Raw genomic sequence first — 24849 nt, 5'->3', positions numbered from 1 at the left:
GTCAGGCGCCCCTACGCGTCGCCGCGCGGCCCGCCTGCGGAAGACCCGCCGTCACGCGGGGCCTGCCCGTCGTCGTCGCGACGCGGCTTGCGCGAACGACGACGCCGGCGCCGCTTCTGAGCCGCGGCGTCTCCCGCGTCCTCGGTCGCATGTCCGGCAGCCTCGGGAGCCGGCGTACGGCGACGGCCGGAATCCGCCGCGGCGTCCGCGGGCGCTCCCCCGCGCCGCTGGCGCTTGCCCTGGGAGGCGTCCGCACCTTCGCCAGACGCCCTGCGGGCACCGCCTCCGTCGCCGGGGCGGCGGCGCGTCACCTTGACGTCCCCTCCGGCGACCTGCTCGGCGACCGACGGGACATCGGGCTTCTGCGAGGGCTTCTGCGAGGCAGACACGTGCTTGCGACGGCGAGAGCGGCCGGGGGCCTCCTCGGCAGGAGCTCCTTGCGACGTCTCACGTGCCGCAGCGGCGCGGAACGCGTCGTCGCGCTCCTCACTCGACAGATGCCTCCGGCGACGGCGCGAGGGCTGCTGGGACGAAGGCTGCTGAGGCGCCGCCTCGCGCTGCTCTGCGCCACGCGCCCCCTGCGGCGCGCCCTCTCCTGCGGAGCGCTTGCGACGGCGGCGCCCGGGCGCCGCAGGCGTATCCTGCTCAGCCTGCTGCCCCTTCTTCTTGCGCTGGCTCCGCTGCGACTTGCCAAGGTTGTCAAAAGCCGCCGCGGCCTCCTCGCGCTGGCGACGGCGGCGCGGCGTGGGGCCAGAGGTCACGATGCGATCGGCGTTGTCGAGACCGTCGCCGACGTCAACGCCCATCTCGCGGTCGAGCTCCATGAGGGCCAGGGTGATCTCGGGCGACTCGATCTTTTCCAGGATGTCGCGCGTCACGCAGTCGGGGCGGCAGGCACAGCCCTGCTCCGCCGACTTCTTCTTGGCGGCATCGGAACATGTCATGTCGGAAAGGCTCACGCGGAAGACCTTCCCGTTCTCGAGGCGGAGGACCAGCTGCTCGCGCGGCGTGTCGTACTCCTGGATGCGCGCCTTGCCGAGCGGCGTGTCGATGACCGCCTTCTTCTTGGGCGCACGTCCCTTGAAGTCCTTGTATGCCTCGAACTCATAGCGCAGGCAGCACATGAGGCGGCCGCACACGCCCGAGATCTTTGCAGAGTTCAGCGGAAGATCCTGCTCTTTTGCCATGCGGATCGACACCGGCTCAAACTGCCCGCCAAAACGCGTGCAGCACAGCTCCTGGCCGCAGTGGGCATATCCGCCCACGAGGCGCGTCTCGTCGCGCACGCCGATCTGGCGCATGTCCACGCGCGTGTGCAGGCATGCGGAAAGATCCTTTACGAGCTGGCGGAAATCGACGCGCTCCTCGGCCGCAAAGTAGAATACGGCCTTCTCGCCGCCGAAGAGGTACTCGACGCCCACGGGCTTCATGTCCAGCTCGTTCTGCTTCACAAGGCGCCTGAAATCTCCCATGGCCTCCTCGCCCTTGCACGCAAGGCCGTCGGCGCGGTCGAGGTCCGCGTCGTCGGCAATGCGCAGCACCGGCTTAAGTGGAGCAGAAAGCTCTTCTTCGGTGACCTCGAACGGGTCGCGGGTCACCAAGCCGATCTCTGTGCCGCGCTCAGTCGAGCAAATGGCATGGTCGCCCTCGATGATGTCGAGTCCCTGTGGATCGAACCACAGGTCGCGCGAGGCGTAGGCAAACTTGACGGGAACAACTATGGGCATGACAGGGCCTTCCTGATATCGAAGAGCATGACCTCGAAGGTCAGCTGGGGAGTTATGTTGCGGGCGATCGACCGCTCAGCGGCAGCGACGGCGTCGAGCGCCCCCACCGCACCCGAAACCGTCGTCGCTTGCGCGAGACGCTCCACGATGTCGGCAGCGTCCTCGTTCACGATGTCCGCCGAGCCGTCCATGAGGATGCCCAGCACGTCGCGCAGCAGCGAGCGGGCGCTTGCCAGCACCTCCATGATACCCGAACGCTCGCGGGCATTAAGCTCGCGCTTGTTGCGGTCCTCAAGCTGCTTCAACGCTCCACGCGAAAGGTAGTCGGCATTTTGCTCGAGCACCGCCTGCTGGGTCGATTTGACCTCGGCGAGAGGCGCCCGCACCGCCCCCATGATCTCCTTCGACGCATCGAGGACATCCGCCTCGTCGGCATGGAGCAGCGCGTCGAGCGCGCGCAGCATTCGACGCCGGGCGTCCTGGCGATCGGCGCTCTTCAAGAACTCCACGGCGCGCGCGGGGCTTCCCGCCACAGCCACCGCCATGCGGCAGCGCGCCGGCGTCTGGCCCGTTGACCGGGCGACCGCCTCGGCAGCCGCCACGGGCGACACCGTTCGAAACGGAACGCATTGGCATCGGGACACGATGGTGGGCAAGATGATGTCCTGCGAGGTGCCCAACAGAATGAACGTCACTCCCTGCGGCGGCTCTTCCAACGTCTTGAGCAGCGCGTTTGCCGAATTTGCGCGCAACTGCTCCGCGCGCTCGATAATGTAGACCTTGCGGCGCGCCCGGATGGGGGCAAGCGCGACGTCGTCCAGAAGGTCGCGCGTCTGCGAAATGAGGTAGCCCGTCGCGCTCTCGGGGGCCAGGTGGTGCACGTCTGGGTGGGTGTGGCGGGCGACGCGCACGCAGCAATCGCAAGACCCGCAGCCGCCGTCCTCGCAAAGCAGCGCCTGGGCGAGCGCCCAGGCGGCGTCGAGCTTGCCGGAACCGGGAGCCCCCACAAACAGGTAGGCATGGCTCGCCCGGCCGCTCGCGACGGCGCGCACGAGAAAGTCGCGCACGCGCGGCTGGGTCTCGAGCCGCGCGATGAGAGAGTTAGGCGCGGGTGCGGCGCCCTGCTGCGACTGGACCATGGACCTATACCCCCTTGCCACCTAAGGCGTTGCCGGCGGGCCCAAAGGGCGCCGCCTCGTCCTCGAGCTCGAAGAGCGCGGCGCGCGCGGCCGCCGCGGGGACGCTCAGCCCCGCGCGGCACACCTCGGCCAAAAGACAGGCGAACACGGTCTCCACCCCTGGCGCCGCATCGACCAGGCGTACGCGGCCGGGCTCCTCGCGGGCGATGGTGCGAAATCCCGTCGCCACGCGCTCCTGGTAGGCAAGGCCCTTGGCCTCCATGCGGTCTGCAGAGCGATCGGTCGTGCGAGCCGCAGCGCGCACCGGGTCGATATCGAGCACGAGCGTGAGATCGGGATGCGTCGACCCGACGGCCAGGGCGTTGGCCATGGCTGCCGCATCGCGCGACACGCTGCCGGCAAAGGCCTGATAGGCCGTCGTCGAATCATAGAAGCGGTCGCATATCACGAGCCTGCCGGCGGATAGCGCCGGCTCGATCACCTCGTGCACCAGCTGGGCGCGCGCGGCCTCATACAGAAGCAGCTCGCAGGTGTCGCTCATCTCGGCGTTTTCCGGATCGAGCAGCAGCGCCCGGATCTTCTCGGAGATCTTGACGCCCCCGGGCTCGCGCAGCAACAGGACGTCATGGCCCGCATGCCTCAACGCCGCCGCGACCAGACGCGCCTGCGTCGACTTGCCGCAGCCGTCGATGCCCTCAAGCGTGATGAACGACGGCGCCGGCCGCCCGGAGCCACGTCCGGACGCCTCGTCCACAGCGCTGCCATTGTTGCGGAGCGCCCCACCCTCTATCCGGCCTGCCATACGCCCTCCCATACTCGATGCGATCTCGAACATCATACCCGTTCGAGAGGACGAGGCGCCTTTGGGCACGCCTAGCTCGAGGCGGGCTTTTTCGCCGATGCCTTCGTGGCGGACTTCGTCCGGGACGTCTTGGACGAAGTCTTGGATGCCGACTTCGTTGCCCTTGACCCCGCCTTGGCCGACGCGCCCTTGCGCGCGCCGCCACGACCGGCCGCGGCCTTCTTCTCCTTGCCGGGGCAATCCATGTTCACGCAGATTCTCCACGGGCCTCGAGCCGTCTCGACCACCACCACGGGAGCGCCGCAATGCTCGCACACCTCGCCGGTTGCCGAAAGCTTGCCCCGCGAAGGCAGCGGATAGCTCACGCCGCACTCGTCGTAGTTGGTGCACCGGATGAACCGCTTGCCGCTGCGCTCGCTCTTATGGGCGACCAGGTCGCCGTGGCGACCGGCCTCCTTGCACACGGAGCACTCCCCCACCACAAGGTCCGGCTCGAAGTTGGTGGGACACTTGGGGTTCACGCACATCTCGTACGCCTTTTGCCTGAAGGGCTGGCACTTGATGCGCGGCGCCCCGCACTCGGGGCAGACGGAGCCCTCGCCCTCGATGGGAGACACCTTCACGCCGCTCGGTACCGGATAGGTGACGTCGCAGTCGGGCCAGCCCATGCAGCCGATAAAGCTGCCGCGCGTCTTGGCAGACGTCTTCATGACGAGGTCCTTGCCGCACTTGGGGCAGGTCCCCACCTTGGCGTCGGCGGTCACGGCGTCGGCGATGGCCTCGCCCAGGTCGTCTTTGTGCTCGATAAGGGTGTCGAGCATGCCCGCCAGAAGCGCGCGCGAATGATCAACCACGTGGTCTTGCGTGTCGGCGCCCTCGGCGACCTTGGTCATGTCTTCGTCGAGCTCCGCGGTCATCTCGGGCGTGGTGATGCGCGGCGCGAAGTCGTGCAGCGCATCCACGATGGCCATGCCCAGCTGACTCGGCTCGATGGGGTCGTTTTTGAGGTAGCGCACCTGGTAGAGGCGCTCGATGATCGAGGCGCGCGTCGACTTGGTGCCCAGCCCGCGCTTCTCCATCTCCTGCACGAGACGGCCCTGGCTGTAGCGCGCCGGCGGCTCGGTCTGCTTTGCCTCGAGCTTGATGTCGCGCACGTCGACGATGTCGCCCTCAACGAGCGGGGGCAGCTGCTCGTCGCGCTTGAGACCGTACGGATAGGCCTCGCGGAAGCCTGCCTCGACCAGCACGTCGCCCGACGCCGTGAAGGGCTCGCCGGCGACATCGATGGAAAGCTTCGTGTTCTCTATGGTCGCGGGCCCCATGAGCGTGGCCAGAAAACGCCGAGCGATCAGCATATAGAGCTTCTTCTGGCCTCCGTCGAGGGTCTCGGGGTTGCCCTGGCCGGTGGGATGGATGGGCGGATGGTCGGTGGTCTCGGTCTTGCCTCGCGCGGGCTTCATGGGGCCGGCAAGCACCTTGTTGCACACCGGCCGCAGCGCCGGAGACCCCGCCGCAAGCCCGCCCACGATGCCAGCGAGGTCGAGCGAGCGCGGGTAGACCGTGTTGTCGACACGCGGGTAGGAGATGAAGCCGCTCATGTAGAGGCTTTCGGCGATCCTCATGGTGCGTGCGGGCGAGATGCCCTCGGCCGCGGCGGCCGCCTGAAGCGACGTCGTGTTGAACGGGGTGGGAGGCTGCTGCTTGCGAGAACGCTTTGCCACCGCCGTGACCCGGCCCGACGTGGCTCCATCCACATGTGCGAAGGCCGTCTCTGCCGCTGCCTTGTCGGTAAAGCGGGCCGTGGCGTGGCTGATCTTGAACTCGGTGTCGGGACGGCCCTGGGCGGCGCCGATGCCGCGAATCTGCCAGTAGTCCTCGGGCACAAACGCCAGGCGCTCGCGCTCGCGCTCGACCACAAGCGCCAGCGTGGGCGTCTGGACGCGGCCCGCCGAGCGCACGTTGCCAAAGCCGCCGAAGCGCGCCAGCGTGAGGTAGCGCGTGAGCACCGCGCCCCAGATGAGGTCGATGTACTGGCGGCTCTCGCCCGCGTCAGCCAGGTTCTGGTCCAGCTCGACGAGGTTGTCGAACGCCGCCGTCACCTCGCCCTTGATAAGCGCCGAGTACCGCGCGCGATAGGCGGGGATGTCGGGCGCGACCTCGCGCACCATATCGAGCGCGTCCGAGCCGATAAGCTCGCCCTCGCGGTCGAAGTCGGTCGCGATGATCACCGCGTCGGACTTCTTGGCAAGGTTCTTGAGCGCGCGGATGATCTCTTTCTCCGCAGGCTTCTTCACGATGGGAGCCCACGTGAGATACGGCAGGCTCTCGACCTTCCAGCCCTTGATGTTGATGCCGTTGGCAAGGTAGGGCCTGCGCTTGGAGCTGTACGGCGGCCGTGCAAGGCCGTCGGGCACGTCGGCGGGAAGCACCTCGCCGTCTTCCGTAACGCTGTACCAGCCCTGCTTTTTGTCGAAGAGGATCTCGTCGGGAAAATCGGGCGCCAGGATATGGCCCGCAAGGCCCATGGACACCCAGTCCTCGCCCTGGACGGTAAACCGATAGACGGCGGTGTTGTAGACCTTGTCGTTCTTGGGCTTGCCGGCGTCGCTCAAAAGCTGGGCGATCTTCTGCGCGGCGATGTTTTTCTCTGCGATGACGAGCTTCACCGAGGGGCTCCTTACCCATTATGCCTTCTCCGACGCCGACTCCTGGGGCAAAGCCGCCGGCCGTCCGCCCGCTTGGAAGCAAGGCTGGCAACCGGCGGCGCCCGTGAGCCCGCGCGGGGGTCTCTTTCGATACCGCACCATACCATGAAGCGCGTGTATGCGCGAATTTGACAAGCAAATGGGTCAAAACGGCTACGCCATCATCTGGATCAATGCACCCGCACCGCGCCGCTCACCGAGTCGGCTACGATCTGGCATGTCCCCGACCCGGACACGACCCTGGCGCTCGTCCCATCCTCCGTGACCTCTCCGAGCTCGCTCGAGAAGCCCCCCGAGACGCGATCGCTCGTCAGCGTGAAGTCCGCGTCGTCTGGGACATCGAGAGAGATCTCTCCGCTTGTCGAGTTGAGCTCGATGTTTGGCGGCAACGACCCCGAGAGCGCCGCGTTCAGCGCGCCCGACACGCTCTTGATCGAGAGCGTGGAGCTCGACGCGCCGGAATAAGCAGCCGCGCCGCTCACCGTGACGATGTCCGCATGCCCCGTATCGACCTCGCGCGCCGATACGTCGCCGCTCACCGTCGACACGTCCAGCTCGTCGCAGGCGACGCGGTCGAAAGCCATCGACGCCGCCGTCCCCGAAACATCCACAGCGTCGAGCGCGAGTCCTGAGGGAAGCTCGATCGTCAGCTCGAACGGTGGGTAGGTGCGCCCGTTGTCGCTTTTCGGCAGCCCGTCGTCAACGATGAGGGTGCCCGTGGCATCGTCGAGCCGTATAGACGCCTGACTGGGATCCATGTCATAGACCCCCGCGCCGATGCGCGCGCGAACCACGACCTCGTCGCCCGTTCCCTGCTTGATGCGAAGCTCGCCTCCGTTCCACGTGACATCGAGCTTTTTGACCGAGCTCGCGGAGAAGGTCTCGTTCATATCGATGGGGTCATCGATCTTGGTGCGGCGGGCAGCGGAGCCGTCTCCGTCGACGTCGCCAACTATGGATGTCGCCCAATCATCGAGCGGAGGGACCCAGCTCGAGACCGCGCCGAGCCATCCGCCCGACACCGCGAACACGACCGGCGCGCCGACGATAAGTGCAATCAGCACGGCAGCCACCGCGACCTTTATCTTTTCGCTCTTAGAGAGGCGCACCATGGCTACCGCCTCCCTTCGACGCCGCGAGGATCGACCGGGCGACCGCCTCGGCCAACCGCCGCCGCGTCAACAGCGGCGGGCTCTTCGGACGCGGCCGCTCGGCTCGGGCCCCACCCAGACACGCCTTGCGACGACGCGGGCTCGCCGTCGACTGCAGGGCACGGCGTCGCCTCGCGCGCCATCGCCCCGTCCATGATGTTTGCCAGCCAGTGATAGACCGGGATGCTGAAGAACACCAAGAACGAGAACGGCGCCGCTCCGGCGAGCGTCAGCACGAACCACAGGGGGATCATCAAGATGCCGTAGGGAAAGGAGCGCCACGGTCCTTTGACGCGAAGCCGCTCGGCATCGACGCTCGCACGAGTCACCTGGCTCGTCGCCTGGCTCGCCGCCTCTGCTGCGCGGGCAGCGGCCTGGCTCGCCTGCGTCGCCGCCGCGACCGCCTGGGCTGCCGCCTCGCGGTCGACAGCCTGCCCGGCGGCGTCCAGCGCCGTCTTTGCCACACGGTCGGCACGCTCGAACGCAATATCCTCCTCGATATCTTTGTCCACGCTGAGAAGCTCGTCCAAGCTCACGCCGTAGAGACGCGCGAGCGCGATGAGGTTCTCGGTATCGGGGGAGCTCTCCGCACGCTCCCACTTTGAGACCGCCTGGCGAGAAAGGCCCAGCCGGTTTGCCAACGCCTCCTGACTGTATCCTTTTGCGCGCCTGAGCTCTGCCAGGCGCTGCGCAATCTGCACATTCATACTGACCCCAATCCGCCGGGCCCTGCGTCCCGAACTCATACCCTCTTGCTGTGCGGCGCCGTTGGCCACACCGTAGCCGGAGCGCGCGCCATCATGCCAGCAAGTCTGGTGGGAATTTCCCGCAACCTTTGGTTGCATACCGTCTGAGCTGGGGAGATGCTTACTCACATGCGGAACTGGACAGACCTTCCCCGCCCTTGCGCGACCCGATTTGGGCGGCGAGCCATCCGACCCAGCCGTCCATGCCGTCGCCTTTGGTGGCGCTGACGCTAAAGCGCGGCGCGAGCGGATTCAGGTCGTCGAGCGTGGCGTTGTAGGCCGCGAGGTCAAAGTCGAAGGCGGACGCCACATCGACCTTGTTGAGCAGGATGGCGCCGGCATGCTGGAAGATTCCCGGATACTTGACCGGCTTGTCGTCGCCCTCGGGCACCGAGAGGATCATGATGCTCAGGTTCTCGCCTAGATCGAAATCCACCGGGCAGACGAGGTTGCCGACGTTCTCGATAAAGATGACGTCGATGGCGTCGAGCCCCACCCCTGCGTCGAGGGCGTCGACCGCCTCGCGGATCATGTTGCCCTCGAGGTGGCACAGCCCGCCCGTATTGATCTGCACGGCCGGTATGCCCGCCTCTTTCATGGTGACGGCATCGACGTCGGACGCGATATCGCCCTCGATAACGGCGCAGCGCAGACCGTATCCGTCACGCAGGCGATCGTTGGTGGCAAGAATGGTAGAGGTCTTTCCCGACCCGGGGCTCGAAAGCACGTTGATGACAAACGTGCTCGTCGTGCGGAAGCGCTCGCGCAGCTCGCTGGCAAGGCGCTCGTTGCGCGACAAGATGGGAGCAGAGATATCGATGGTGCGCTCAGACATGAGCCCTCCTTGCGTCGGCGGGGCGTCTCGCGCCTCGCGCGACGTCCCATAGGTGTAGGGCCGCCCCGGCGCATGGAGCGTCGCAGGCGGCCCTCAAGATGTCTCTATTCTATTCGTCCGAGTCTTCGATCTCGACCGAGACGATATCGAGTTCGCGACCATGAAGCAGCCGCGTATCGCCGCTGCCGCACGCCGGGCACCGCAGATGGCGCGTGTCGTGATCAAACGACGCTCCGCATGCGCGGCACACGCTCGCAGGATGGACCTCCTCGACCGTGAGCACGCAGTCGGCTGTCAGAGGGTCCTCCTCGCGCAGCACATCCCATGCAAAATCAAGCGACTCGCGCACCACTTCCGTCATGTCGCCGATACGCAACGTGACCCCCAAGGCGCGCTTCGCTCCCTCATGACGAACCGTCGAGCGCACCGTGGAAAGCACGCCGTCCACAATGCCAAGCTCATGCATGGCAGCGCTACGCCTCCTCGTCCTCTTCCCCGAAGAGTCCCAGTCGGCTGCCGGTCAGGCCCCCCTTGCCCTCGCGCGCGACGATGACAAAGCGCGTGATGGCAAGCGAGATCTCGTAGAGCGAGAGCATGACCGCATAGAGCAGCAGAAGCGTCACGGGGCTCGCGTCGGGCGTCACCGACGCCGAGATCACGAGCATGATCACATAGATGTAGCGCCACGCCTTGCGGAAGCTCGCATAGGGCACAATGTGGAAGGTCGCCAGATAGAACACGGCGAGCGGCAGCTCGAAGGAGATGCCGAAGCCGACCATGAGCAGGATCTCGGTGTTGATGTAGTTCTCCAGGTCGGGCAGCGCGGTCGCGATGGCGTTCGTCTCGCCCAGCAGCCACTCGAAGGCGGCGGGGATGATGAGGGCGTACGCGAAGATGGCGCCCGCAAAGAACAGCGCGACGGCGATAAAGAGCGTGGGCACCACCCAGCGGCGCTCGTTCGGCTTGAGCGCGGGCAGGAAGAAGGCAAGGATCTGCCAGAGGATCATCGGCGTGCAGGCCACGGCGGCGATCTTGATGGCGATGCCGAAGCGCAGCGAGAAGCCGCCGAGCGAAGACATGATGTAGAACTGGCCGCTCGGCACGAAGGGGGCGATGGGATCGCTCAGGATGTCGACGATGGTCGGCGTGGCGAAGTACATGACGACCGTCATGACGAGCACCGTCACCACGACGATGGTGAGGCGGCGGCGCAACTCCCCCAGGTGGTCAAGAAGCGGCATGCGCGCAGGTCCGATGGGCACTACCGCTCACCTCCTTCCGTGGACGAGGCATCGGTTGCAGAGGCGGCCTCCGAGACATCCGGGGCAGGGCCCTCGCCTGCAGCCGCGTCCTCCTCCGCAGCGGCGACACGATGCTTGCGCGGACGCCGGGCATACAGGTCGGCCGTGGTATGCACGGCCGCATCCTCCGCAGGAGCCTCCTCCTGCTTGACGGCATCCGCCTGAACGACATCGTCGGAATCTTTCGGCGCAGGTGCATCCGCGGCGGCAGGTGCCTGGGCGCCTGCGGCAGCGGGAGCCCCGTCCGCAGGGGCGGCGTCCTCATCCGACGCCGCCTCCTTCGCCGCCTTCTCAGCGGCAAGGCGGGCACGGCGCTCGGCAAAGGTCTCCTTGCGCGCCTCCGCGGCCTTCTCGTTGGCCACGTCGGCATCCTCGTCCTCGGCGGCGGCGACCGCGGCGGGCTTCTTGGGCTTTGGCGCCTGGGCGGCGGCAGCCATGGGATCGATGACCTCGGTCTGCACCACCGACGTCATCTTTTCCTGGGTCTCTCGGAACTGTCGGAGCGCGCGCCCGATGGTGCGACCCATCTGCGGGAGCTTGTCCGGTCCAAACAGAAGAAAGGCGAAGACCACGATGATCAGCAGCTCGCCCTCGCCGATTCCTAGCACGCGAAACCTCCAAGGGGATTCGTTTCTTGAGCCATGCGTACGGGGCCGCATGGCGATGATGAGCACATAACCGTATGAGTATACCGCCCAGCCCGAGGCCCGGGCGGCACGACGGGCAGTCTTTACAGGGCCGTGATGGAAATCTCCTGATCGACGCCCAGCAGCTGCGCCACCCTCATGACGCCGGGCTGAGCGTTGACCACCGCAAAACGAAGGCCGCGCTCCGCCGCATGGTGCGCCGCGCCCACCAGCACGCCGACGCCGGTCGAATCGATGTAGGCGACCTGCCCGAAGTCGAGGCAGACCTCCTCGGTGGGCTGCTCGAGCGCAAGGTCGATGGCGTCGCGAAGCTTGGTGGCGTTCGAGATGTCCACCTCGCCGACGACGGCGATGGTATAACGCTCGGGCGCGGGGTTCGTGGTGATCGTGAGTTCCATGGTCGCTCCTTCTCTATGGGATGGGGCGCGGCGTCCTGCGCGGCCCCGCTGGGATGACCCGGAGGCGGACGCGGGTCTAGTTGGACGCGTTCAGGGCGTCCAGGCGTTGCTGTGCGTAATCGACTACATTGTACGCGTCGTCGTCGCCCGCGACGTCAATCGCGCGCTGGTAGGCAGTCGCGGCGTCCTCGACGCGTCCGTCGTTCTCGTAGAACATGCCGAGGTTTGCCCAAGCGGGCGCAAAGGTGTCGTCCTCGGCGAGCAGGTCTTCGAGCGCCGAGATCGCCTCCTCGTGCTCGCCGGTGTAAAACACGCAGATGGCGCGATCGACTACGACCGACTTCGAATCGGGGTTGCCGTCGAGATACTCGTCGTAATACTCGATGGCGCGGGTAAAGATCTCGCGCGCATGCGCCTCGTCCTCGGTGCCGTTTGCGTGATTGAGCGCCGCGACGCCCCAGTCAAAGTAGCCGTTTGCCAGATTGAGCAGGGCAGAGGGGTTGGATGGGTCCGCCTCGTACTGGGTGCGAAGCGTCTGGGCAGCCGTGCCATACTGCGCATCGACCGTCTCCATGACGTCTTCGTCCTCAGCGGACGCCCCAGAGCCTACGTCCGACCCGGCAGCATCGGCCTGCGTCGCATCGGACGCAGCCTGCGACGATGTCCCGGGCTGCGGGGCGGCAAGCTGAAGCACGAGCACCACCACGATGACCGCCACCACGACAAGGGCGGCGATGACGATCGCGACGCGGGCGCGCCCCGTCTGTTGCGCGTTAAACGCCATGGCTCCTCCTATTCGGTCGAGGCGGCATCGGCGCTCGAAGCGTCGCTGGAGGCAGCGTCGCCGTCCACGTGCGCGGTGCCGTCCTCGTCAACGGTCACGTCGGGGTGCCCCTCGGGCAGCCCATACGATTCGTCGACGTCGCTCGTCCCCTCCGAGCTCTGGTATTGCGCCTGCTGCTGCTCGAGCGCCCCCAAGGTTGCGGAGGAGCCCAGCAGGTAGCCGATCACCACGCCCAGCACGAGCGCGATGGCGGCGATGGCGAGCACCATCCAAAAGGGCGGCGGGTCGCGTCGCTGCGGCCCCTCCCCCTCGGCGGGGCGGGCGCCTCCCTTCGAGGGCGACGCCTTGCCGCGCCTGCGCGGCCGGGAGCCCTCCGCGTTCCGCGCATCCTTGGCCGCGCGGGAGGAGCCCTCGCCAGAATCCGCAGACGAGTCCTGCTCGCGCAAAGACACGGAAGCGTCGACGGACGCCTCCATCAGCTCCTGCTCGTCGTCAAAGAACTCGTCGGCCATTACGCGCGCTCCTCGGCGGCGAGCTGAGCGCACACGAGCTTGGTCGCGAGCACCAGGATATCGAGCGCGGCGCCCAGCTCCTCAAGCGAAGGATAGGTGGGCGCGATGCGGATGTTGGTGTCCTCGGGATCGATGCCATAAGGCCAGGTGGCACCGGCGGGCGTGAGCTTCACGCCCATCTGGAGGCACAGCGCGACGATGCGCTTCGCCGAGCCCGGCTGGGAATCGAACGAGACGAAATAGCCGCCGTTGGGGTTCGTCCATGTAGCGCACCCGGTCTCCCCGAGGCCGTCACGCAGCTTCTCCTGCACGAGCGCGAAGCGCGGGCGCAAGAACTCGGCATGCTTTGCCATGTGGGCGTGCAGCGCATCCATGGTGGGAAGGAAGCGCGCGTGCGCAAGCTGGTTGAGCTTGTTGGCGCTGATGAGGCCCACCTGCAGGGTGCGCGAAACCTCGGCCATGTTGGCAAACGACGAGCCGAAGAAGGCGACGCCGGCACCCGGGAAGGTGATCTTCGAGGTGGAGGCAAACTCGAGGACGCGGTCCTCGTTGCCGGCCTCGAGCGCGACATCGTGGATGTTGAGCAGCTTGTCGCCATGATCGGTCAGGTCATGCACGCAATAGGCGTTGTCCCACACGATGCGGAAGTCGGGGGCGGCGCACTTCATGGTCGCCAGGCGGCGGACCGTCTCATCGGAATAGGTGATGCCGGTGGGGTTGGAATACTTAGGAACGCAGAACATGCCCTTGATGGAGCTGTCTTCAGCGACGAGGCGCTCGACCTCGTCCATGTCGGGGCCGGTGGGCGTCATGCGAACAGGGATGTTCTCGATGCCCAGGTCCTGGGTAAGACCGAAATGACGGTCGTAGCCAGGCACGGGGCACAGGAACTTCACGCTCTCAAGCTTGCGCCACGGGGTGTAGCCGGGCACGCCCTTCTCCCAGTAGTGCACGAGCACCGACTGCATGATGTTCAGGCTCGAGGAGCCCAGCACGATGGTCTGGCCGGCAGGCACGCCCAAGAAGGAGCCTGCGAGACGACGAGCCGAGGGGATGCCCTCGAAGCAGCCGTAGTTGCTGCAGTCAACGCCCTCGTCCATGAGGTCGGCAGAGCTGCTCAGCACGTCGAGCAACGGGCGGGAGATGGCCACTTGCTCCGGGCTCGGCTTGCCGCGCGCCATGTCGAGCTTGAGGCCCTTTGCCGTCACCTCGGCAACCTCTGCCTCGAGCGCGGCGATCGCCGCCGCGAGCTCCTCAGCTCCCATGCGCTGGTATATCGTCTCCATGTTGTTCCTCCCCATCACCATGACCGGGGCAGCGCCCTGCCGCGCTACGCTCCGGGCCCACGCCGGCATGCAGGAGCCAGCGGGACGGTACGTCAATCTCGCCTAGTATACCTGCCGCGCCGCTCGCGGCAGCGACGGAGTCGCGTCGCAACAGAACCTACGCCGAACAGATGCGGGCACCCATGCCCCGGTCGTACGACGCCGCGGGGGGGGACATGTCGGGCCCTGTGCTGGTAGCATAGGCGAGGACTGCACTTCACACTCAACCGACAGCCGGCGCGGGACACCGATGTCGACGCCGGCATCGATGGAGGGAGCCCCATGGATATGGATATGTTTCAGGCGGAAGCCTTCGGCGAGCTCCAGCGTCTGGTCGACAGCCTGTACCTCGGCAAGACTGCCGTCGACCGGCTGGACCTGGTCGTCCAGGCCGAGATTCTCGACCTCGACCGCGACCTGCAGGAAATCGTGGAGCTCGTGCCCCCTGGGGTCTACGAGCGACAGCGGCTATGCGACCAGCTGAACTCGGCGCTCGCCGCGCACGGCTGGAGCAGCGCCTACGGGACCGTGGAATAACGGGTGGGCTGCGCCTAGCGCGGGATATCCGCACCCCCTAGGCGCACTTCTTGCATGCGACCTGCATATATCCCAGGCCGATGAGCGCGGCGGATACCGAACCGGCAAGGATGGCGGTCTTCGCCGCGAGAAGCTCCGCTGGGATCTCCGTGAACGCCAGCCCCGAGATGAGGATCGACATCGTGAACCCGATGCCACCGAGAATGCCGACCCCCAGGATATGCTTCCACTGAACCCCCGTCGGTAGCTCGGCAAGACCGAACCTGACCAGAAGAAACGTCACGCCAAAGATGCCCGCGGGCTTTCCAAGCAGCATGCCAAAATAGGTGCCCAGCGCAACCGGGTCCACCACAAGTGCGCCCAAATCGACGCCCACGAGCCTTACCTGGGCATTCACAAAGGCGAACAAGGGCAGAATGACGAAGTTGACCGGCGTCGAGATATAGTGCTCAAGACGCTGCAGCGGAGGCGTCACCCGGTGCACGACACGCTCGACGCCGCGCACGGCATGGGTGAAGTCGTGCTGGCCGAGAATGTGCGCCTCGTCATCAAAGCGGTCGTCAAGCTCGGGAAGCTTGGACCCGAGCCACTCCACCAGGCTGCCCGCATGGATATCCGAGCGCGCGGGAATCGTAAACGCCAGGATCACGCCGGCGAGCGTCGCATGCACCCCCGACTGGTATAGGAAAAACCAAAGCACCAGGCCAAGCGCCAGGTATGGAGCGAGCCGGAAATGACGGCGTCGGTTCAGAAGAGCCAGCAGAGCCGTGGCCACCGCCGCCCCCGCGAGCCATCCCAGATGGGGAGCGTGTCCGTAGAACAGCGCGATGGCGGCGATGGCAAGCAGGTCGTCGGCGATGGCGAGCGTCGAGAAGAACACCTTGATCGCCGGGGGCACGCGGCTACCCACAAGCGACAGCACGCCAAGCGCAAAGGCGATGTCGGTCGCCATGGGAATCGCCCAGCCGTAGACGGCGCCGCCGCGGTTGACCACCGCATAGATCGTGGCTGGCATCACCACGCCGCCCACCGCGGCGAGCATGGGCAGCATCGCCTGGCGGGGCCGGCGCAGCTCGCCCACCGTCATCTCATACTTGAGCTCGATGCCCACCAGCAAGAAGAAGACCGCCATCAAAAAGTCGTTCACAAACAGCTCAAAGGTGAGCGAGAACTCCCAGCCACCGACCACGATCGCCACGGGCTGCATGGCCCAGTCATGGATCGCATAGAAGGCGTCGGTGTTGGCGCACACCACCGCAGCGGCTGCGGCGAGGATCATGACGCAAGCCGAGATGGTGCCGTTGCTCGTAACGTTCTCAAGCATGCTGCGGCGCTCGAGCCGGCGGCGCTGGTGCTCGCTGATGATCGACCTCGAGCCGCCGTCCTCCACCAGACCCGCCTTCGCCTGCAATGAATCGCGCCCTGCCATCGGATATGCCTCGCTCCCCTTGCCGTGCCCGAAAACTTCCCGCCATCCTATCGCAGCATCGATGCCACGATGTAGGAGACATACAAAAACGTGAACGCGATGCCGTCGATGCGGCCCACGCGGTTGCGCGGAGCGCGCCTCGCGCAGACAAGCAGCGCCACCGTGAAGATGAGCAGCAGGACGAAGTCGAAGTTGTACGCCGCATCGTAGGGCACGGGCGAGAAGAGCGCCGGCGCGCCGACCACGAGCAGCACGTTTGCCACATTCGAGCCGATTACGTTGCCCACGGCTATCTCGGTGTTGCCCTTGAGGGCGGCGACCACGCCGGTCACCAACTCGGGCAGGCAGGTGCCAAGCGCCACGACCGTGATCCCGACCACGCGCTCGCTTACGCCGAGCCCGCTCGCCACGACCACCGCGTTATCGACCACAAGGTCCGCGCCACATTTGAGCAGCACGACGCTTACCGCAATGACCAGAACATCGATGAGGATGTTCGGATGGCGGCCCGGCGCGGCCTTCTCAACGCTCAAAGCGGGCCGCTCCTCAACGGGGGCGCCCAGCGACTCGACGTCGTCCATGTCGACGGAGCGCTTTGCCCGCATGCCAACCATGCCGGAGCGGATCATGAACGCCGCGAACAGGACGAGCATCGCCGCGCCCTCGAGCACAGAGATCGACCCGCCCGTGTTCGCACATACCAGCAGCACGGCCACCGAGGCGATGCTTGCCGGAATCTCAAAGCGACGAGTGCTGCGCGCAAGCGGAATGGGGGCGATCAGCGCAGAGATGCCGAGGATGAGCAGGATGTTTGCAAGACAGCTGCCGACCACATTGCCAAAGACCATGTCGGCATGGCCGGCAACACCCGAGGTGACGCTCACCACGAGCTCGGGCAGAGACGTTCCCAGCGCGACGATGGTGAGGCCGATGACGCGCTCGGGCATGCCGAAACGCGCGGCGATGTTGCTCGCCGCCTCGACGAGCTTGTCGGCACCGACCACCAGCAGCACGAAGCCGACGAGAATGAGGAGAAATTCAACAAGATAGGGCATGGGCAACCTCCAAGGAGCCAAGCTAGGGCGATTGAGCTTACGGTAGGGCCAGCAGGCAGCGACCGGCGACTCGTCGCCGAACAGCTACCCTATGCCACAACCGCCTTGCGCTCGACCGCCTTTGCAGCCATACGCGCATCGCGGGCGCTACGCTTGCCGCTCGCCATCGTGATGCTCCTTGGAATTCCTCGAGTGCGCGGCGCCGGCAACCTTGCCGAGCAGCCTCGCCCTCCCCCATGACAAGGCGAAGCGCCCCCGGGCACCTCGCCGACTGTTTCTGTACTATCTTTGCCCAAATCGGCCCGTGTCTGCTGCGAGCGCCCCACGAATCCACAGCTCCTCCGCGACAGCAGGCATGGCGTCGCGATGGCGCCCCACCGCTCGAACGGGGCGCCGCGGCACCTGCCGCCACGTCCGGCATGTCGGCAACGCCTAGGTTTGCAGCGAGCCCGGGCCGCGCCATGCAAGCGCAAACCCGGGCTCGAATTCAAATGCTATATGTCAGGCGACTACTCGGCGGCCGCGATGATGGGAGCCGCGACCTGCTTCTTGCGCGAGAGCACGCCGGGGCACCAAACGCCCTCTGCCACGTCCTCGATCTTGAGGCCCTTCTGCGCGGCAGCGGTGTCGCCCTCGAGCAGCACCTGGGAGCCCTCCTCCATGATGTCCGTGATGCACAGCACGATGCCGTCGGCACCCTTCTTCTTCATGTAGGCGCCCATGGCCTTGCGGATCTCGGGGATCATGCCGAGCGCGCGCGACTTATCGACCGTCTCGTACTGACCGATGAGCAGCTTCTTGCCGCCGACCTCGAACAGCTTGATGTCGTTGCCGACCATCTGCTCGGGGGTGAAGGAGCCGGACGGACGCGACAGGAAGACCTCCATGCCGAACTTCACGGGGTCGACGCCGAGCTTGGCGCCCAGCTCCGCGGCGATGGCGCGGTCCACCTCGGTGGTGGTAGGGCTCTTGAGCATGAGGGTGTCGGTCATCATGGCCGAGAGCAGCAGCTTTGCCTGCGTCTCGGTGGGCTCGACGCCAAGAATGTCGAAGAGCCACGTGACGATCGTGCAGCTGGAGCCCCAAGGAAGCGCCACGATGTGCAGCGGGGCGGCGGTGGTGAGGCCGCCGAAGCGGTGATGGTCGACGATGCCGGCGATCTCGGCGTTCTCGAGTCCCTCGACCGACTGGCCGGCCTCGTTGTGGTCGGTGAGCACCACGCGCTGCGGAGCCTTGTTGCCTGCGAGCGCCTTGATGCCCTTGAGCAGGCGCGGCTTGTCGACGCCGTTGTCGGCAAGCAGCTTCGCAGACTCGGCAGGCAGCGGGCCGAGGCAGCGGGCCTCATAGGTGTCGCCGTTATAGTTGAGCTGATTCAGCAGCTGGGCCAGCACGACAGAAGACATGATGGCGTCGTTATCGGGATTCTGATGTCCAAAGACGAATACGGTGCTCATAGGGGCTCCCTTTCGCACGAAGAGGCAGGGCATATGTCCCGCCAACGGATTGAGCACACAGTATCGTAGCACGAACGAGCTGCGTCTTTCTTATTTGAGCGCCCTCGTGCATGAACGCGCCGCCCCGTCTTGCGCAGACGCGGGGCGGCGCGCTCCCATCTGCCTACTTCCCAGCGGCCTGAAGCGCCACGTAAGCGGCTCCGAAGATGCCGGCGTCGTTGCCCAGCGAGGCGACCTCGATGGGCGTCTCGGTGCACACGGCAAGCGCATAGCTCTTGTAGCGCTCTACCAGCCGGTCCATAAACATGTCGGACGAGTTGGAGGTGCCGCCGCCCAGCACGAACGCCTCCGGGTCGACGACGCTCGAGATGAGGGCGAGGGCGCGGCCGAGATAGTCGCACATGGTGTCGATCGCCGCCCATGCGGCCTCGTCCCCGTTCTTTGCCGCCTCGAAGACGGAGCGCGAGTCGCTCGTCCCCGTAAGCTCGACAGGCTCCACCCCGCGGGCGGCGCATTCCATCTTGTAACTCGTGACGATGCCCGTAGCGGAGGCATACTGCTCGAGATGGCCGCGGCCGCCGCAGCCGCACACACGCGTCTCGTCGGGATTCATGCTCATATGGCCGATCTCGCCGCCGGCGCCCACCACGCCAGAGACCACGCTGCCGTCAATGACCACGCCGCCGCCGACGCCCGTGCCCAGCGTGACGAACACAAAGCTGCGGTTGCCGCGGGCGCTGCCCGCCCACAGCTCGCCCATGGCGGCGGCGTTGGCGTCGTTTTCCACCTTCACCGTCGCGTTGCGACAGCGCGCCAGGAGCGCCTCGGAAAGGCCGGGGACATCGAGCTGGATATTGGCCTGGAGCTTGACGTTGCCGTCGGCGGGCACGGGGCACGGGATGGCGGCGCCGATGCCCTTCACGTCCAAAATGGCGACGCTCGCCTTGCCCACCAGCTGCTCGATGCCTCCGGTCACCGCGGCATATCCGGCGGCGTCGATCAGCGGGGGCGTGGGCACGCTGTGCTTTGCGAGAAGCTCGCCGTCCTCGGTAAACAGACCCATCTTGACCGATGTACCGCCCACATCGAGGCCCACGTAGTAGTTCTTCGTCTCAGGCATGATGTCCCCTTTCGCATAGGCTGCTTGGGCGGCCGCATATGCGGCCGCATCACGCGAGGAAGCATTTCCGCTGGGCGCCTTCCGACGTCCGGGCGAGCCCGGCCGCCGGCCACGCGAGAGTGCACCGCCGCGTTGGTATCCGAGCAGAGAGTATATGCCGTGCGAGAAGAGCCCACCACCACGACCGCGCGAGAGTCCCCGGCGCGTCGGTGAGCGCACAGGGCCCGGCAGGAAGGCCCGCTGACGAGCCGCCCGAATTCCTCGGACAGGCAAGCCGGGGCATGGGGCAACGGGACGCTCGGAGCAGGCGGATGCGGCCTTTCGGCCGCTACGCGTTCCCCGGATCGCGTTCGGCGTAGGCATGCGCCACGCCGATGACCGCCGCCACGATGGCGGGAATCACCCATCCGAGCCCCATGGACGCAAAGGGCAGCGCATCGAGAGGCATCCACGCGCCGGGTGCCAGCGCGTCGCGAAGGCTCGTGACAACGCTCACCACCCCCGTGACGCCCACCACCCACGGCCACACGTGCGGGACCGCGTCGCACGCCCGGTGCAACATGCCCATGACGACCATGACGATGGCCATGGGGTAGAGCGCCCCCAGAAGGGGCACGGAGAACGCCAGGATGGCATCGAGGCCAAAGTTCGAAATCGCGCATGAGAACGCGGCAAAGCCCGCCGCCCACACCCGATAGGAAGCCCGGGGAATCTCCTGCGCGAAATAGGTGCCGCAGCAGCTGATGAGGCCAATGCACACGTTGAGGCACGCCAGCAAGAAAATCGCCGCGACGACCACCGTTCCGGCGACACCAAAGTGGAGCGTCGCCGACGCGGTGAGCACCGTGGCGCCGTTTGTGGCGCCCGCAAGCGACGAGCACAGGCGAACGCCCACGACCGCGAGCCCGCCGTACAACAGCATCATGAGAGCGCCCGCGATGACGCCGGCACGACACACCTCGCGCATGACGCCGCCGGGCTCGGTGACCCCCATGCCACGAATGTTGGTCGCTATCACCAGGCCGAAGGTGAGCGACGCCAAAAGGTCCATGGTCTGATATCCGGTAAGGAAGCCCTGCACGGCAGCGTTGGCGTCGTAGGGCGCCTGCGCCGGCACGAGCGGCTCGCCCGCAGCGAAGAGCGCCGAGCCAACGACCGCCGCGATGAGCACGATGAGCGCCGGGCCCGTGATGCGCCCCAGCAGACGCGTGATGCGCCCAGGATGCATGGCGAGCACATAGGCGGCCACGAAGAAGCACACCGAGAATACAAGGCGCGCGACGTCGGCAGAGACGCCCTCGGGCAGCAGCGGGGCGAGCATCTCAAACGCAGTCGACGACGTGCGCGGAATCGCCAGGCAGGGGCCGATGGACAGGTATACGGCCGCCACGAAAATGCGTGAAAACAGGGGATGCACGCGCGCGGCGAGCTCGCGAACGGTGCCGGCGAGCGCCACCGCAACGATGCCGAGCACCGGGAGGCCGACACCGGTCACAAAGAACCCGACGATCGCCGCGGGGGTATCGGCCGCAGCCTGAACGCCCAAAAGCGGAGGCAGGATAAGGTTGCCCGCACCGAAAAACATCGAAAACAGCGCGATGCCCACCGATGCCAGCTGACGGGGCGAAAGGCTCGCGCGACCGCGCCCGGCATCGGCGCCCCTATTCATGATTTCTTCCACGTCTCCCCCCATCCCATGGCATATCGAGTTCATCCACCATAGCAGAAGACGAGAAGGGCGGCTCGTCGAGGCGCGCGTGTCTTTCGTCGATCGCGCCGAATGGGAGCTCGCCCGCGACGACATACTCGCCGGCTATCCGCCTGACCTTCGCTAAATCAACAACAGGAGGAGATCGCTTCCGGGAGGACGGCGGCCGGGACGCATCGCCACATGCAAGCTGTCGTGCATGGATCTGCCCATCGTGGCGCGCGGCATGCGTCCCGGCTCTCCCCCGACATGGCGGCGCTGACGCCGCCTGCCCACCCCCACGTTTCCAGCATGAAGCAGGCAGCGAGCTGAAAGTTGCGCAACTTCTACCGGCTCGCAGCATTCAGCGCCGTAACACATGCATCGCGCATGGCACGCAGGGCCAGCCCGTATGCTAAGGTTGATGGGGGCGACCAATTGCGGGGAGGGGGTGCATGATGGGCGAGACTCCGAGCTCGGCCATGTTCGGTGACCTGCGAAGGTTCTGCGGCATCGCCCATCGCGACGCCGCGCGCCTGCTGCTCAACCGCACCGCGCTCTACGGAGGCAAGTCGCTTCAGCAGCGCATCGACGACAAGACCTTCCTTTCTCGCGAGATTGTCCATGCGCAGCCCTTCGCCCTGCCGCACGAGCTCTTCGCCGACCTTGCCTCCAGCGCGCAAACCGTCGCCGCCCGCGCCATAGCGGCTCACGGAGGCGGCAGGGGCGGCTGCTCGGAGGTCATCGCGCACTATCGCGACACCGCGGCGCTCGCCATGCAAGAAGCGCTCGAGGCGAACGGCATCGACCCCATGCCTTACGCCAACGTGGTGCAGAAAATCATGTCCTTCACCATGAGACAGGAGAGCGATCGAGCGCTCTTGCTAGTCATGCAGTTCATCGCAACCGGCTGTCTCACCAGCCCCCAAGCCGCTGCCGAAAAAGTCGATGCCTTCGCCAGCTCCTCGCTCTCGTTGTCGCTTGACACCATGGTCGCCACCAACCCGTCGCCGCGGCAGGCGTCTTCGACCGCCAGCCCTCTGCCCCAGCTTGGTCTCATCCGTTTGGTGGACGGGGCCTTCCGCCCGCCCATCCACAAGCTGTCCTGCGAGGACACGGGAACCGTTCTGGGGTGCTTGCCCACAGGCACGTCGGCCATTGCCGACGTGGACCCCGACGTGTCGCGGCAGCACGCGCGCATCTGGCGCGACGGAGGGCGTTGGTACCTGGTCGATCTAGGCTCCACCAACGGCACGTGCGTCATTTCGGGAGCAAACAAGGCCATCTACCGGCTCCGCGATTCCGCCGATGAGGCCCCCGGCGACAACGCCGTATCGGAGCCGTTCGAAATACGCAACAGCGACATCATCTGCCTGGGCGCCACCACGCGCTTCTTGGTCATGAAGCTCGCCCCCTGAGGTTGCGCAACCACCACCGCAAAGCGCGGCATACAATGCCGATGCACCACCTCTGGCCCAGGTGAAAGGGTATCACCATGGAGCACTTCGACATACAGCCTTCGCAGCTCATAGAGCTCGCCTCGTTCGACGCAACCTTTGCCGTGGCGCCCGGGGAAGAGGAGGACGTCAAGCGACGCTACACCACCCTGCTTGCCGACGATGCCGGCACCAAGCGGCTGGGCACCTCCAGCACCGTCTATCGTGTGAGCAACACCGAATGCGAGACATTCGCCCTCAAAGTCCTCAAGGCAGACGACCTGGAGGGTGAGGAGCGCGGCCGCATGCTGCCCCTTCGTATCCAGACCTTCATCGAGGAGTACCGCACGCAGGCAGCCGTCTCGCGTCTGGCGGGCTTTCCCAAACTCTATGGCCTGGGCATGATCGATGATGTTCCCGCAATCCTCATGGAGTGGATCGAGGGCTTCACGCTCAAGGAGGCCGTCGCCCAGCTGCCCGCCGATGTGTACGGACGCGTCGGCGCGACGGCGGTAGCGGGCATCGGCATCGGCGTGCTCGAGGTGCTCGCGCGGGCAGGGGCGCTCGACGAACATTTTGTGCACCGCGACCTCTCGCCTAAAAACATCTTGCTGCGCTGCGACTGTGTCCCGCTTGAACGGCAGGCGGCCGAGAACATCTACGACGTCTGCCTCATCGACCTGGGCAGCGCCACCGTTGAGCCAGCAGATACCTCGCTCACCATGGTCTCCAACATTTGGCGCAACGGAACGCCCGATTACGCCCCGCCCGAGATGCTCGCAACCGACATGCCAGACATCGCACGGCTACGCACGTCGCGATCCATCGACGTCTATGCGCTCTGCAGCGTGCTCTACGAGCTCTACGCGCAAGCGACGCCTTTTGGCCACGGCATGACGCTCGCCGTGTCGCCTTATCGCATGAAGACGGAGCATGACCCCATGCCCCTCGTGCCGCGCTGCGATGCAGACGAGCCCCTTGTAGAGGCGATCATGGCCGGCATCCGACGCCAACAGGACGAGCGCATCGGCAACGAGGAGCTGCTCTCACGCCTGAAGAGCTGGGCCAAGGGACACGAGGCACCGCCCCGGCAGGCAAGCCCATGCGAATGCCCCCGCGCGAGCAACGCCGGCACCGCCCCGCAGCCAAGAAGATATTCCCGTCGCGCATTTGTCACCGGAATCGTCGCCGGTGCCGTCATGGGGGCGGGCGCGGTCGCGCTCGGCACCGCGGCGGTCGCCACCAAGGGATTCGGGCTTTTCGCCCCGCGCAGCCTCGACGACTACTCCTGGGACGAGCTGGCCGACCTCTCGGCACGCATCTCGGCCGCCGAGTCTGACGAGGAGGCGCTGGGCATCGCACGAGAGGCGGCGCTCGTCGACGGGGACGGGCACATCGATGGCAGCCGGCTGAAGCGCGTGACGTACAACGGCATCCCCGCGCACGTACGACTCGTGGGCATCGCGCACGACGACCTCGCCGATGGCACGGGCAAGGCGGGCCTCACATTCATGTTTGACGAGGTGGTGGCCACCAAGCCCATGAATGACAGCACGCTTGCAACGGGCGCCTGGAAAGACTCCGACATGCGGGCCTGGCTCGGCGGCTCCTTCATCGACCATCTAGACGCGGACCTCGCCGCCGTCATAAAGCCGGTGATCAAATACACCAACAACGTCGGCGGCAGCGAAGACCCCGCCTCGGTCACCACCACCGAAGACAGCGTGTGGCTTTTAAGCTATTGCGAGCTGGTGGGCGCGCGCGAACGCCTCTCGTTCTCAGACGGGTTCCGTTTTCTCGCCGACATCCTCAATACGGAAGGCAGGCAGTACGCCTACTTCCGCGAACAAGGGGTCATGCCCCAGTCCAACCATCCGGCGCTCATTCGCAATCAGGAGGACGAGCCAGATTACTGGTGGCTCCGTACGCCAAGCCCGGACGTATCGCTGTCGGAGGGCGCCGTGAACTTCAACCGCGTAGGCCCTAACGGCGACCCCTTCCATTTCGCCACCGCCGCCACCGATGAGGCGGGCGTGGTCCCAGGATTCTGCATCTAGGC

23 protein-coding genes are annotated in these 24849 nt (G+C 66.2%); 4 read left to right on the top strand and 19 right to left on the bottom strand.

Features of this window, described 5'->3' with window-relative positions; translation table 11 throughout:
* Positions 1 to 11 precede the first annotated feature (11 nt).
* From ricT to H6A15_RS05475, 14 genes are all read right to left on the bottom strand, one after another.
* Positions 12 to 1727: a regulatory iron-sulfur-containing complex subunit RicT gene (gene ricT / locus H6A15_RS05540; protein WP_204672756.1), complete on the bottom strand. Its 1716-nt coding sequence runs from the start codon at positions 1725 to 1727 to the stop codon at positions 12 to 14.
* The gene (locus H6A15_RS05535) at positions 1718 to 2866 is read right to left on the bottom strand and encodes an ATP-binding protein (protein WP_204672755.1); all 1149 of its coding nucleotides are present in this window, start codon (positions 2864 to 2866) and stop codon (positions 1718 to 1720) included. The genes ricT and H6A15_RS05535 overlap by 10 nt, the downstream gene beginning before the upstream one ends.
* Before the next feature lie 4 nt (positions 2867 to 2870).
* On the bottom strand, positions 2871 to 3668 hold the full coding sequence (gene tmk, locus H6A15_RS05530; protein WP_204672754.1) for a dTMP kinase: 798 nt from the start codon (positions 3666 to 3668) through the stop codon (positions 2871 to 2873).
* A 71-nt stretch (positions 3669 to 3739) separates the two neighbouring features.
* On the bottom strand, positions 3740 to 6334 hold the full coding sequence (locus tag H6A15_RS05525; protein WP_204672753.1) for a DNA topoisomerase I: 2595 nt from the start codon (positions 6332 to 6334) through the stop codon (positions 3740 to 3742).
* 209 nt (positions 6335 to 6543) lie between these two features.
* Positions 6544 to 7485 carry a DUF4097 family beta strand repeat-containing protein gene (locus H6A15_RS05520; RefSeq protein ID WP_204672752.1) on the bottom strand — a complete coding sequence of 314 codons (942 nt, stop codon included), beginning with the start codon at positions 7483 to 7485 and terminating at the stop codon, positions 6544 to 6546.
* A 2-nt stretch (positions 7486 to 7487) separates the two neighbouring features.
* On the bottom strand, positions 7488 to 8231 hold the full coding sequence (locus H6A15_RS10560) for a helix-turn-helix transcriptional regulator (RefSeq protein WP_204672751.1): 744 nt from the start codon (positions 8229 to 8231) through the stop codon (positions 7488 to 7490).
* Between the two features lie 160 nt (positions 8232 to 8391).
* Positions 8392 to 9105 (bottom strand): hydrogenase nickel incorporation protein HypB, encoded by a 714-nt coding sequence (hypB, locus tag H6A15_RS05510; RefSeq protein WP_204672750.1) that lies wholly within the window; start codon positions 9103 to 9105, stop codon positions 8392 to 8394.
* 109 nt (positions 9106 to 9214) lie between these two features.
* Positions 9215 to 9571 (bottom strand): hydrogenase maturation nickel metallochaperone HypA, encoded by a 357-nt coding sequence (locus tag H6A15_RS05505; protein ID WP_204672749.1) that lies wholly within the window; start codon positions 9569 to 9571, stop codon positions 9215 to 9217.
* 7 nt (positions 9572 to 9578) lie between these two features.
* Positions 9579 to 10367: a twin-arginine translocase subunit TatC gene (gene tatC, locus H6A15_RS05500; protein WP_289545174.1), complete on the bottom strand. Its 789-nt coding sequence runs from the start codon at positions 10365 to 10367 to the stop codon at positions 9579 to 9581.
* The gene (locus tag H6A15_RS05495) at positions 10367 to 11014 is read right to left on the bottom strand and encodes a twin-arginine translocase TatA/TatE family subunit (RefSeq protein WP_204672748.1); all 648 of its coding nucleotides are present in this window, start codon (positions 11012 to 11014) and stop codon (positions 10367 to 10369) included. The genes tatC and H6A15_RS05495 overlap by 1 nt, the downstream gene beginning before the upstream one ends.
* Before the next feature lie 122 nt (positions 11015 to 11136).
* Entirely contained in the window at positions 11137 to 11451 is a 315-nt protein-coding gene (locus tag H6A15_RS05490; protein ID WP_204672747.1) for an STAS domain-containing protein, read from the bottom strand.
* A gap of 76 nt (positions 11452 to 11527) precedes the next feature.
* Positions 11528 to 12235 carry a tetratricopeptide repeat protein gene (locus tag H6A15_RS05485; RefSeq protein WP_204672746.1) on the bottom strand — a complete coding sequence of 236 codons (708 nt, stop codon included), beginning with the start codon at positions 12233 to 12235 and terminating at the stop codon, positions 11528 to 11530.
* A gap of 8 nt (positions 12236 to 12243) precedes the next feature.
* Complete coding sequence (locus H6A15_RS05480) at positions 12244 to 12747, bottom strand: hypothetical protein (RefSeq protein ID WP_204672745.1); 504 nt, start codon at positions 12745 to 12747, stop codon at positions 12244 to 12246.
* Complete coding sequence (locus tag H6A15_RS05475; protein ID WP_204672744.1) at positions 12747 to 14033, bottom strand: aminotransferase class I/II-fold pyridoxal phosphate-dependent enzyme; 1287 nt, start codon at positions 14031 to 14033, stop codon at positions 12747 to 12749. Before H6A15_RS05475 ends, H6A15_RS05480 begins: the two co-directional genes overlap by 1 nt.
* A 321-nt stretch (positions 14034 to 14354) precedes the next feature.
* Between H6A15_RS05475 and H6A15_RS05470 the strand changes: the two genes are divergently transcribed.
* Entirely contained in the window at positions 14355 to 14609 is a 255-nt protein-coding gene (locus tag H6A15_RS05470) for a hypothetical protein (RefSeq protein ID WP_204672743.1), read from the top strand.
* Between the two features lie 37 nt (positions 14610 to 14646).
* On the opposite strand, the gene nhaA is transcribed toward H6A15_RS05470, so the two are convergent.
* From nhaA to brnQ, 5 genes are all read right to left on the bottom strand, one after another.
* The gene (gene nhaA / locus H6A15_RS05465; RefSeq protein ID WP_428840694.1) at positions 14647 to 15933 is read right to left on the bottom strand and encodes a Na+/H+ antiporter NhaA; all 1287 of its coding nucleotides are present in this window, start codon (positions 15931 to 15933) and stop codon (positions 14647 to 14649) included.
* A gap of 152 nt (positions 15934 to 16085) precedes the next feature.
* Complete coding sequence (locus H6A15_RS05460; RefSeq protein WP_204672741.1) at positions 16086 to 17093, bottom strand: calcium/sodium antiporter; 1008 nt, start codon at positions 17091 to 17093, stop codon at positions 16086 to 16088.
* A gap of 509 nt (positions 17094 to 17602) precedes the next feature.
* Positions 17603 to 18547 carry a DHH family phosphoesterase gene (locus H6A15_RS05455; RefSeq protein WP_204672740.1) on the bottom strand — a complete coding sequence of 315 codons (945 nt, stop codon included), beginning with the start codon at positions 18545 to 18547 and terminating at the stop codon, positions 17603 to 17605.
* 163 nt (positions 18548 to 18710) lie between these two features.
* On the bottom strand, positions 18711 to 19667 hold the full coding sequence (locus H6A15_RS05450) for an ROK family protein (RefSeq protein ID WP_204672739.1): 957 nt from the start codon (positions 19665 to 19667) through the stop codon (positions 18711 to 18713).
* Between the two features lie 328 nt (positions 19668 to 19995).
* Positions 19996 to 21336 (bottom strand): branched-chain amino acid transport system II carrier protein, encoded by a 1341-nt coding sequence (gene brnQ, locus H6A15_RS05445; protein ID WP_204672738.1) that lies wholly within the window; start codon positions 21334 to 21336, stop codon positions 19996 to 19998.
* On the opposite strand from brnQ, the gene H6A15_RS05440 reads away from it, so the two are divergent.
* The 3 genes from H6A15_RS05440 (at position 21335) to H6A15_RS05430 (ending at position 24847) form a co-directional block, all read left to right on the top strand.
* Complete coding sequence (locus tag H6A15_RS05440) at positions 21335 to 21502, top strand: hypothetical protein (RefSeq protein WP_204672737.1); 168 nt, start codon at positions 21335 to 21337, stop codon at positions 21500 to 21502. The two genes, brnQ and H6A15_RS05440, sit on opposite strands and share 2 nt — an antisense overlap.
* Before the next feature lie 307 nt (positions 21503 to 21809).
* Positions 21810 to 22772 carry an FHA domain-containing protein gene (locus H6A15_RS05435; RefSeq protein WP_204672736.1) on the top strand — a complete coding sequence of 321 codons (963 nt, stop codon included), beginning with the start codon at positions 21810 to 21812 and terminating at the stop codon, positions 22770 to 22772.
* Between the two features lie 77 nt (positions 22773 to 22849).
* Positions 22850 to 24847 (top strand): DUF6273 domain-containing protein, encoded by a 1998-nt coding sequence (locus H6A15_RS05430; protein WP_204672735.1) that lies wholly within the window; start codon positions 22850 to 22852, stop codon positions 24845 to 24847.
* Positions 24848 to 24849: the final 2 nt, after the last annotated feature.

Origin of the sequence: Enorma phocaeensis (genome assembly GCF_016901575.1) — a bacterium.
Lineage (GTDB): Bacteria > Actinomycetota > Coriobacteriia > Coriobacteriales > Coriobacteriaceae > Limicola > Limicola phocaeensis_A.
This window is presented reverse-complemented; position numbering and strand designations above follow the sequence as displayed.

Bases quoted from the DNA above. Each gene is read 5' to 3' on its own strand.
- ricT (WP_204672756.1), bottom strand. From the start codon at position 1,727: ATGCCCATAGTTGTTCCCGTCAAGTTTGCCTACGCCTCGCGCGACCTG.
- H6A15_RS05535 (WP_204672755.1), bottom strand. From the start codon at position 2,866: ATGGTCCAGTCGCAGCAGGGCGCCGCACCCGCGCCTAACTCTCTCATC.
- tmk (WP_204672754.1), bottom strand. From the start codon at position 3,668: ATGGCAGGCCGGATAGAGGGTGGGGCGCTCCGCAACAATGGCAGCGCT.
- H6A15_RS05520 (WP_204672752.1), bottom strand. From the start codon at position 7,485: ATGGTGCGCCTCTCTAAGAGCGAAAAGATAAAGGTCGCGGTGGCTGCC.
- H6A15_RS10560 (WP_204672751.1), bottom strand. From the start codon at position 8,231: ATGAATGTGCAGATTGCGCAGCGCCTGGCAGAGCTCAGGCGCGCAAAA.
- hypB (WP_204672750.1), bottom strand. From the start codon at position 9,105: ATGTCTGAGCGCACCATCGATATCTCTGCTCCCATCTTGTCGCGCAAC.
- H6A15_RS05505 (WP_204672749.1), bottom strand. From the start codon at position 9,571: ATGCATGAGCTTGGCATTGTGGACGGCGTGCTTTCCACGGTGCGCTCG.
- H6A15_RS05490 (WP_204672747.1), bottom strand. From the start codon at position 11,451: ATGGAACTCACGATCACCACGAACCCCGCGCCCGAGCGTTATACCATC.
- H6A15_RS05485 (WP_204672746.1), bottom strand. From the start codon at position 12,235: ATGGCGTTTAACGCGCAACAGACGGGGCGCGCCCGCGTCGCGATCGTC.
- H6A15_RS05480 (WP_204672745.1), bottom strand. From the start codon at position 12,747: ATGGCCGACGAGTTCTTTGACGACGAGCAGGAGCTGATGGAGGCGTCC.
- H6A15_RS05475 (WP_204672744.1), bottom strand. From the start codon at position 14,033: ATGGAGACGATATACCAGCGCATGGGAGCTGAGGAGCTCGCGGCGGCG.
- H6A15_RS05470 (WP_204672743.1), top strand. From the start codon at position 14,355: ATGGATATGGATATGTTTCAGGCGGAAGCCTTCGGCGAGCTCCAGCGT.
- nhaA (WP_428840694.1), bottom strand. From the start codon at position 15,933: ATGCTTGAGAACGTTACGAGCAACGGCACCATCTCGGCTTGCGTCATG.
- H6A15_RS05460 (WP_204672741.1), bottom strand. From the start codon at position 17,093: ATGCCCTATCTTGTTGAATTTCTCCTCATTCTCGTCGGCTTCGTGCTG.
- H6A15_RS05455 (WP_204672740.1), bottom strand. From the start codon at position 18,547: ATGAGCACCGTATTCGTCTTTGGACATCAGAATCCCGATAACGACGCC.
- H6A15_RS05450 (WP_204672739.1), bottom strand. From the start codon at position 19,667: ATGCCTGAGACGAAGAACTACTACGTGGGCCTCGATGTGGGCGGTACA.
- H6A15_RS05440 (WP_204672737.1), top strand. From the start codon at position 21,335: ATGATTTCTTCCACGTCTCCCCCCATCCCATGGCATATCGAGTTCATC.
- brnQ (WP_204672738.1), bottom strand. From the start codon at position 21,336: ATGAATAGGGGCGCCGATGCCGGGCGCGGTCGCGCGAGCCTTTCGCCC.
- H6A15_RS05435 (WP_204672736.1), top strand. From the start codon at position 21,810: ATGATGGGCGAGACTCCGAGCTCGGCCATGTTCGGTGACCTGCGAAGG.
- H6A15_RS05430 (WP_204672735.1), top strand. From the start codon at position 22,850: ATGGAGCACTTCGACATACAGCCTTCGCAGCTCATAGAGCTCGCCTCG.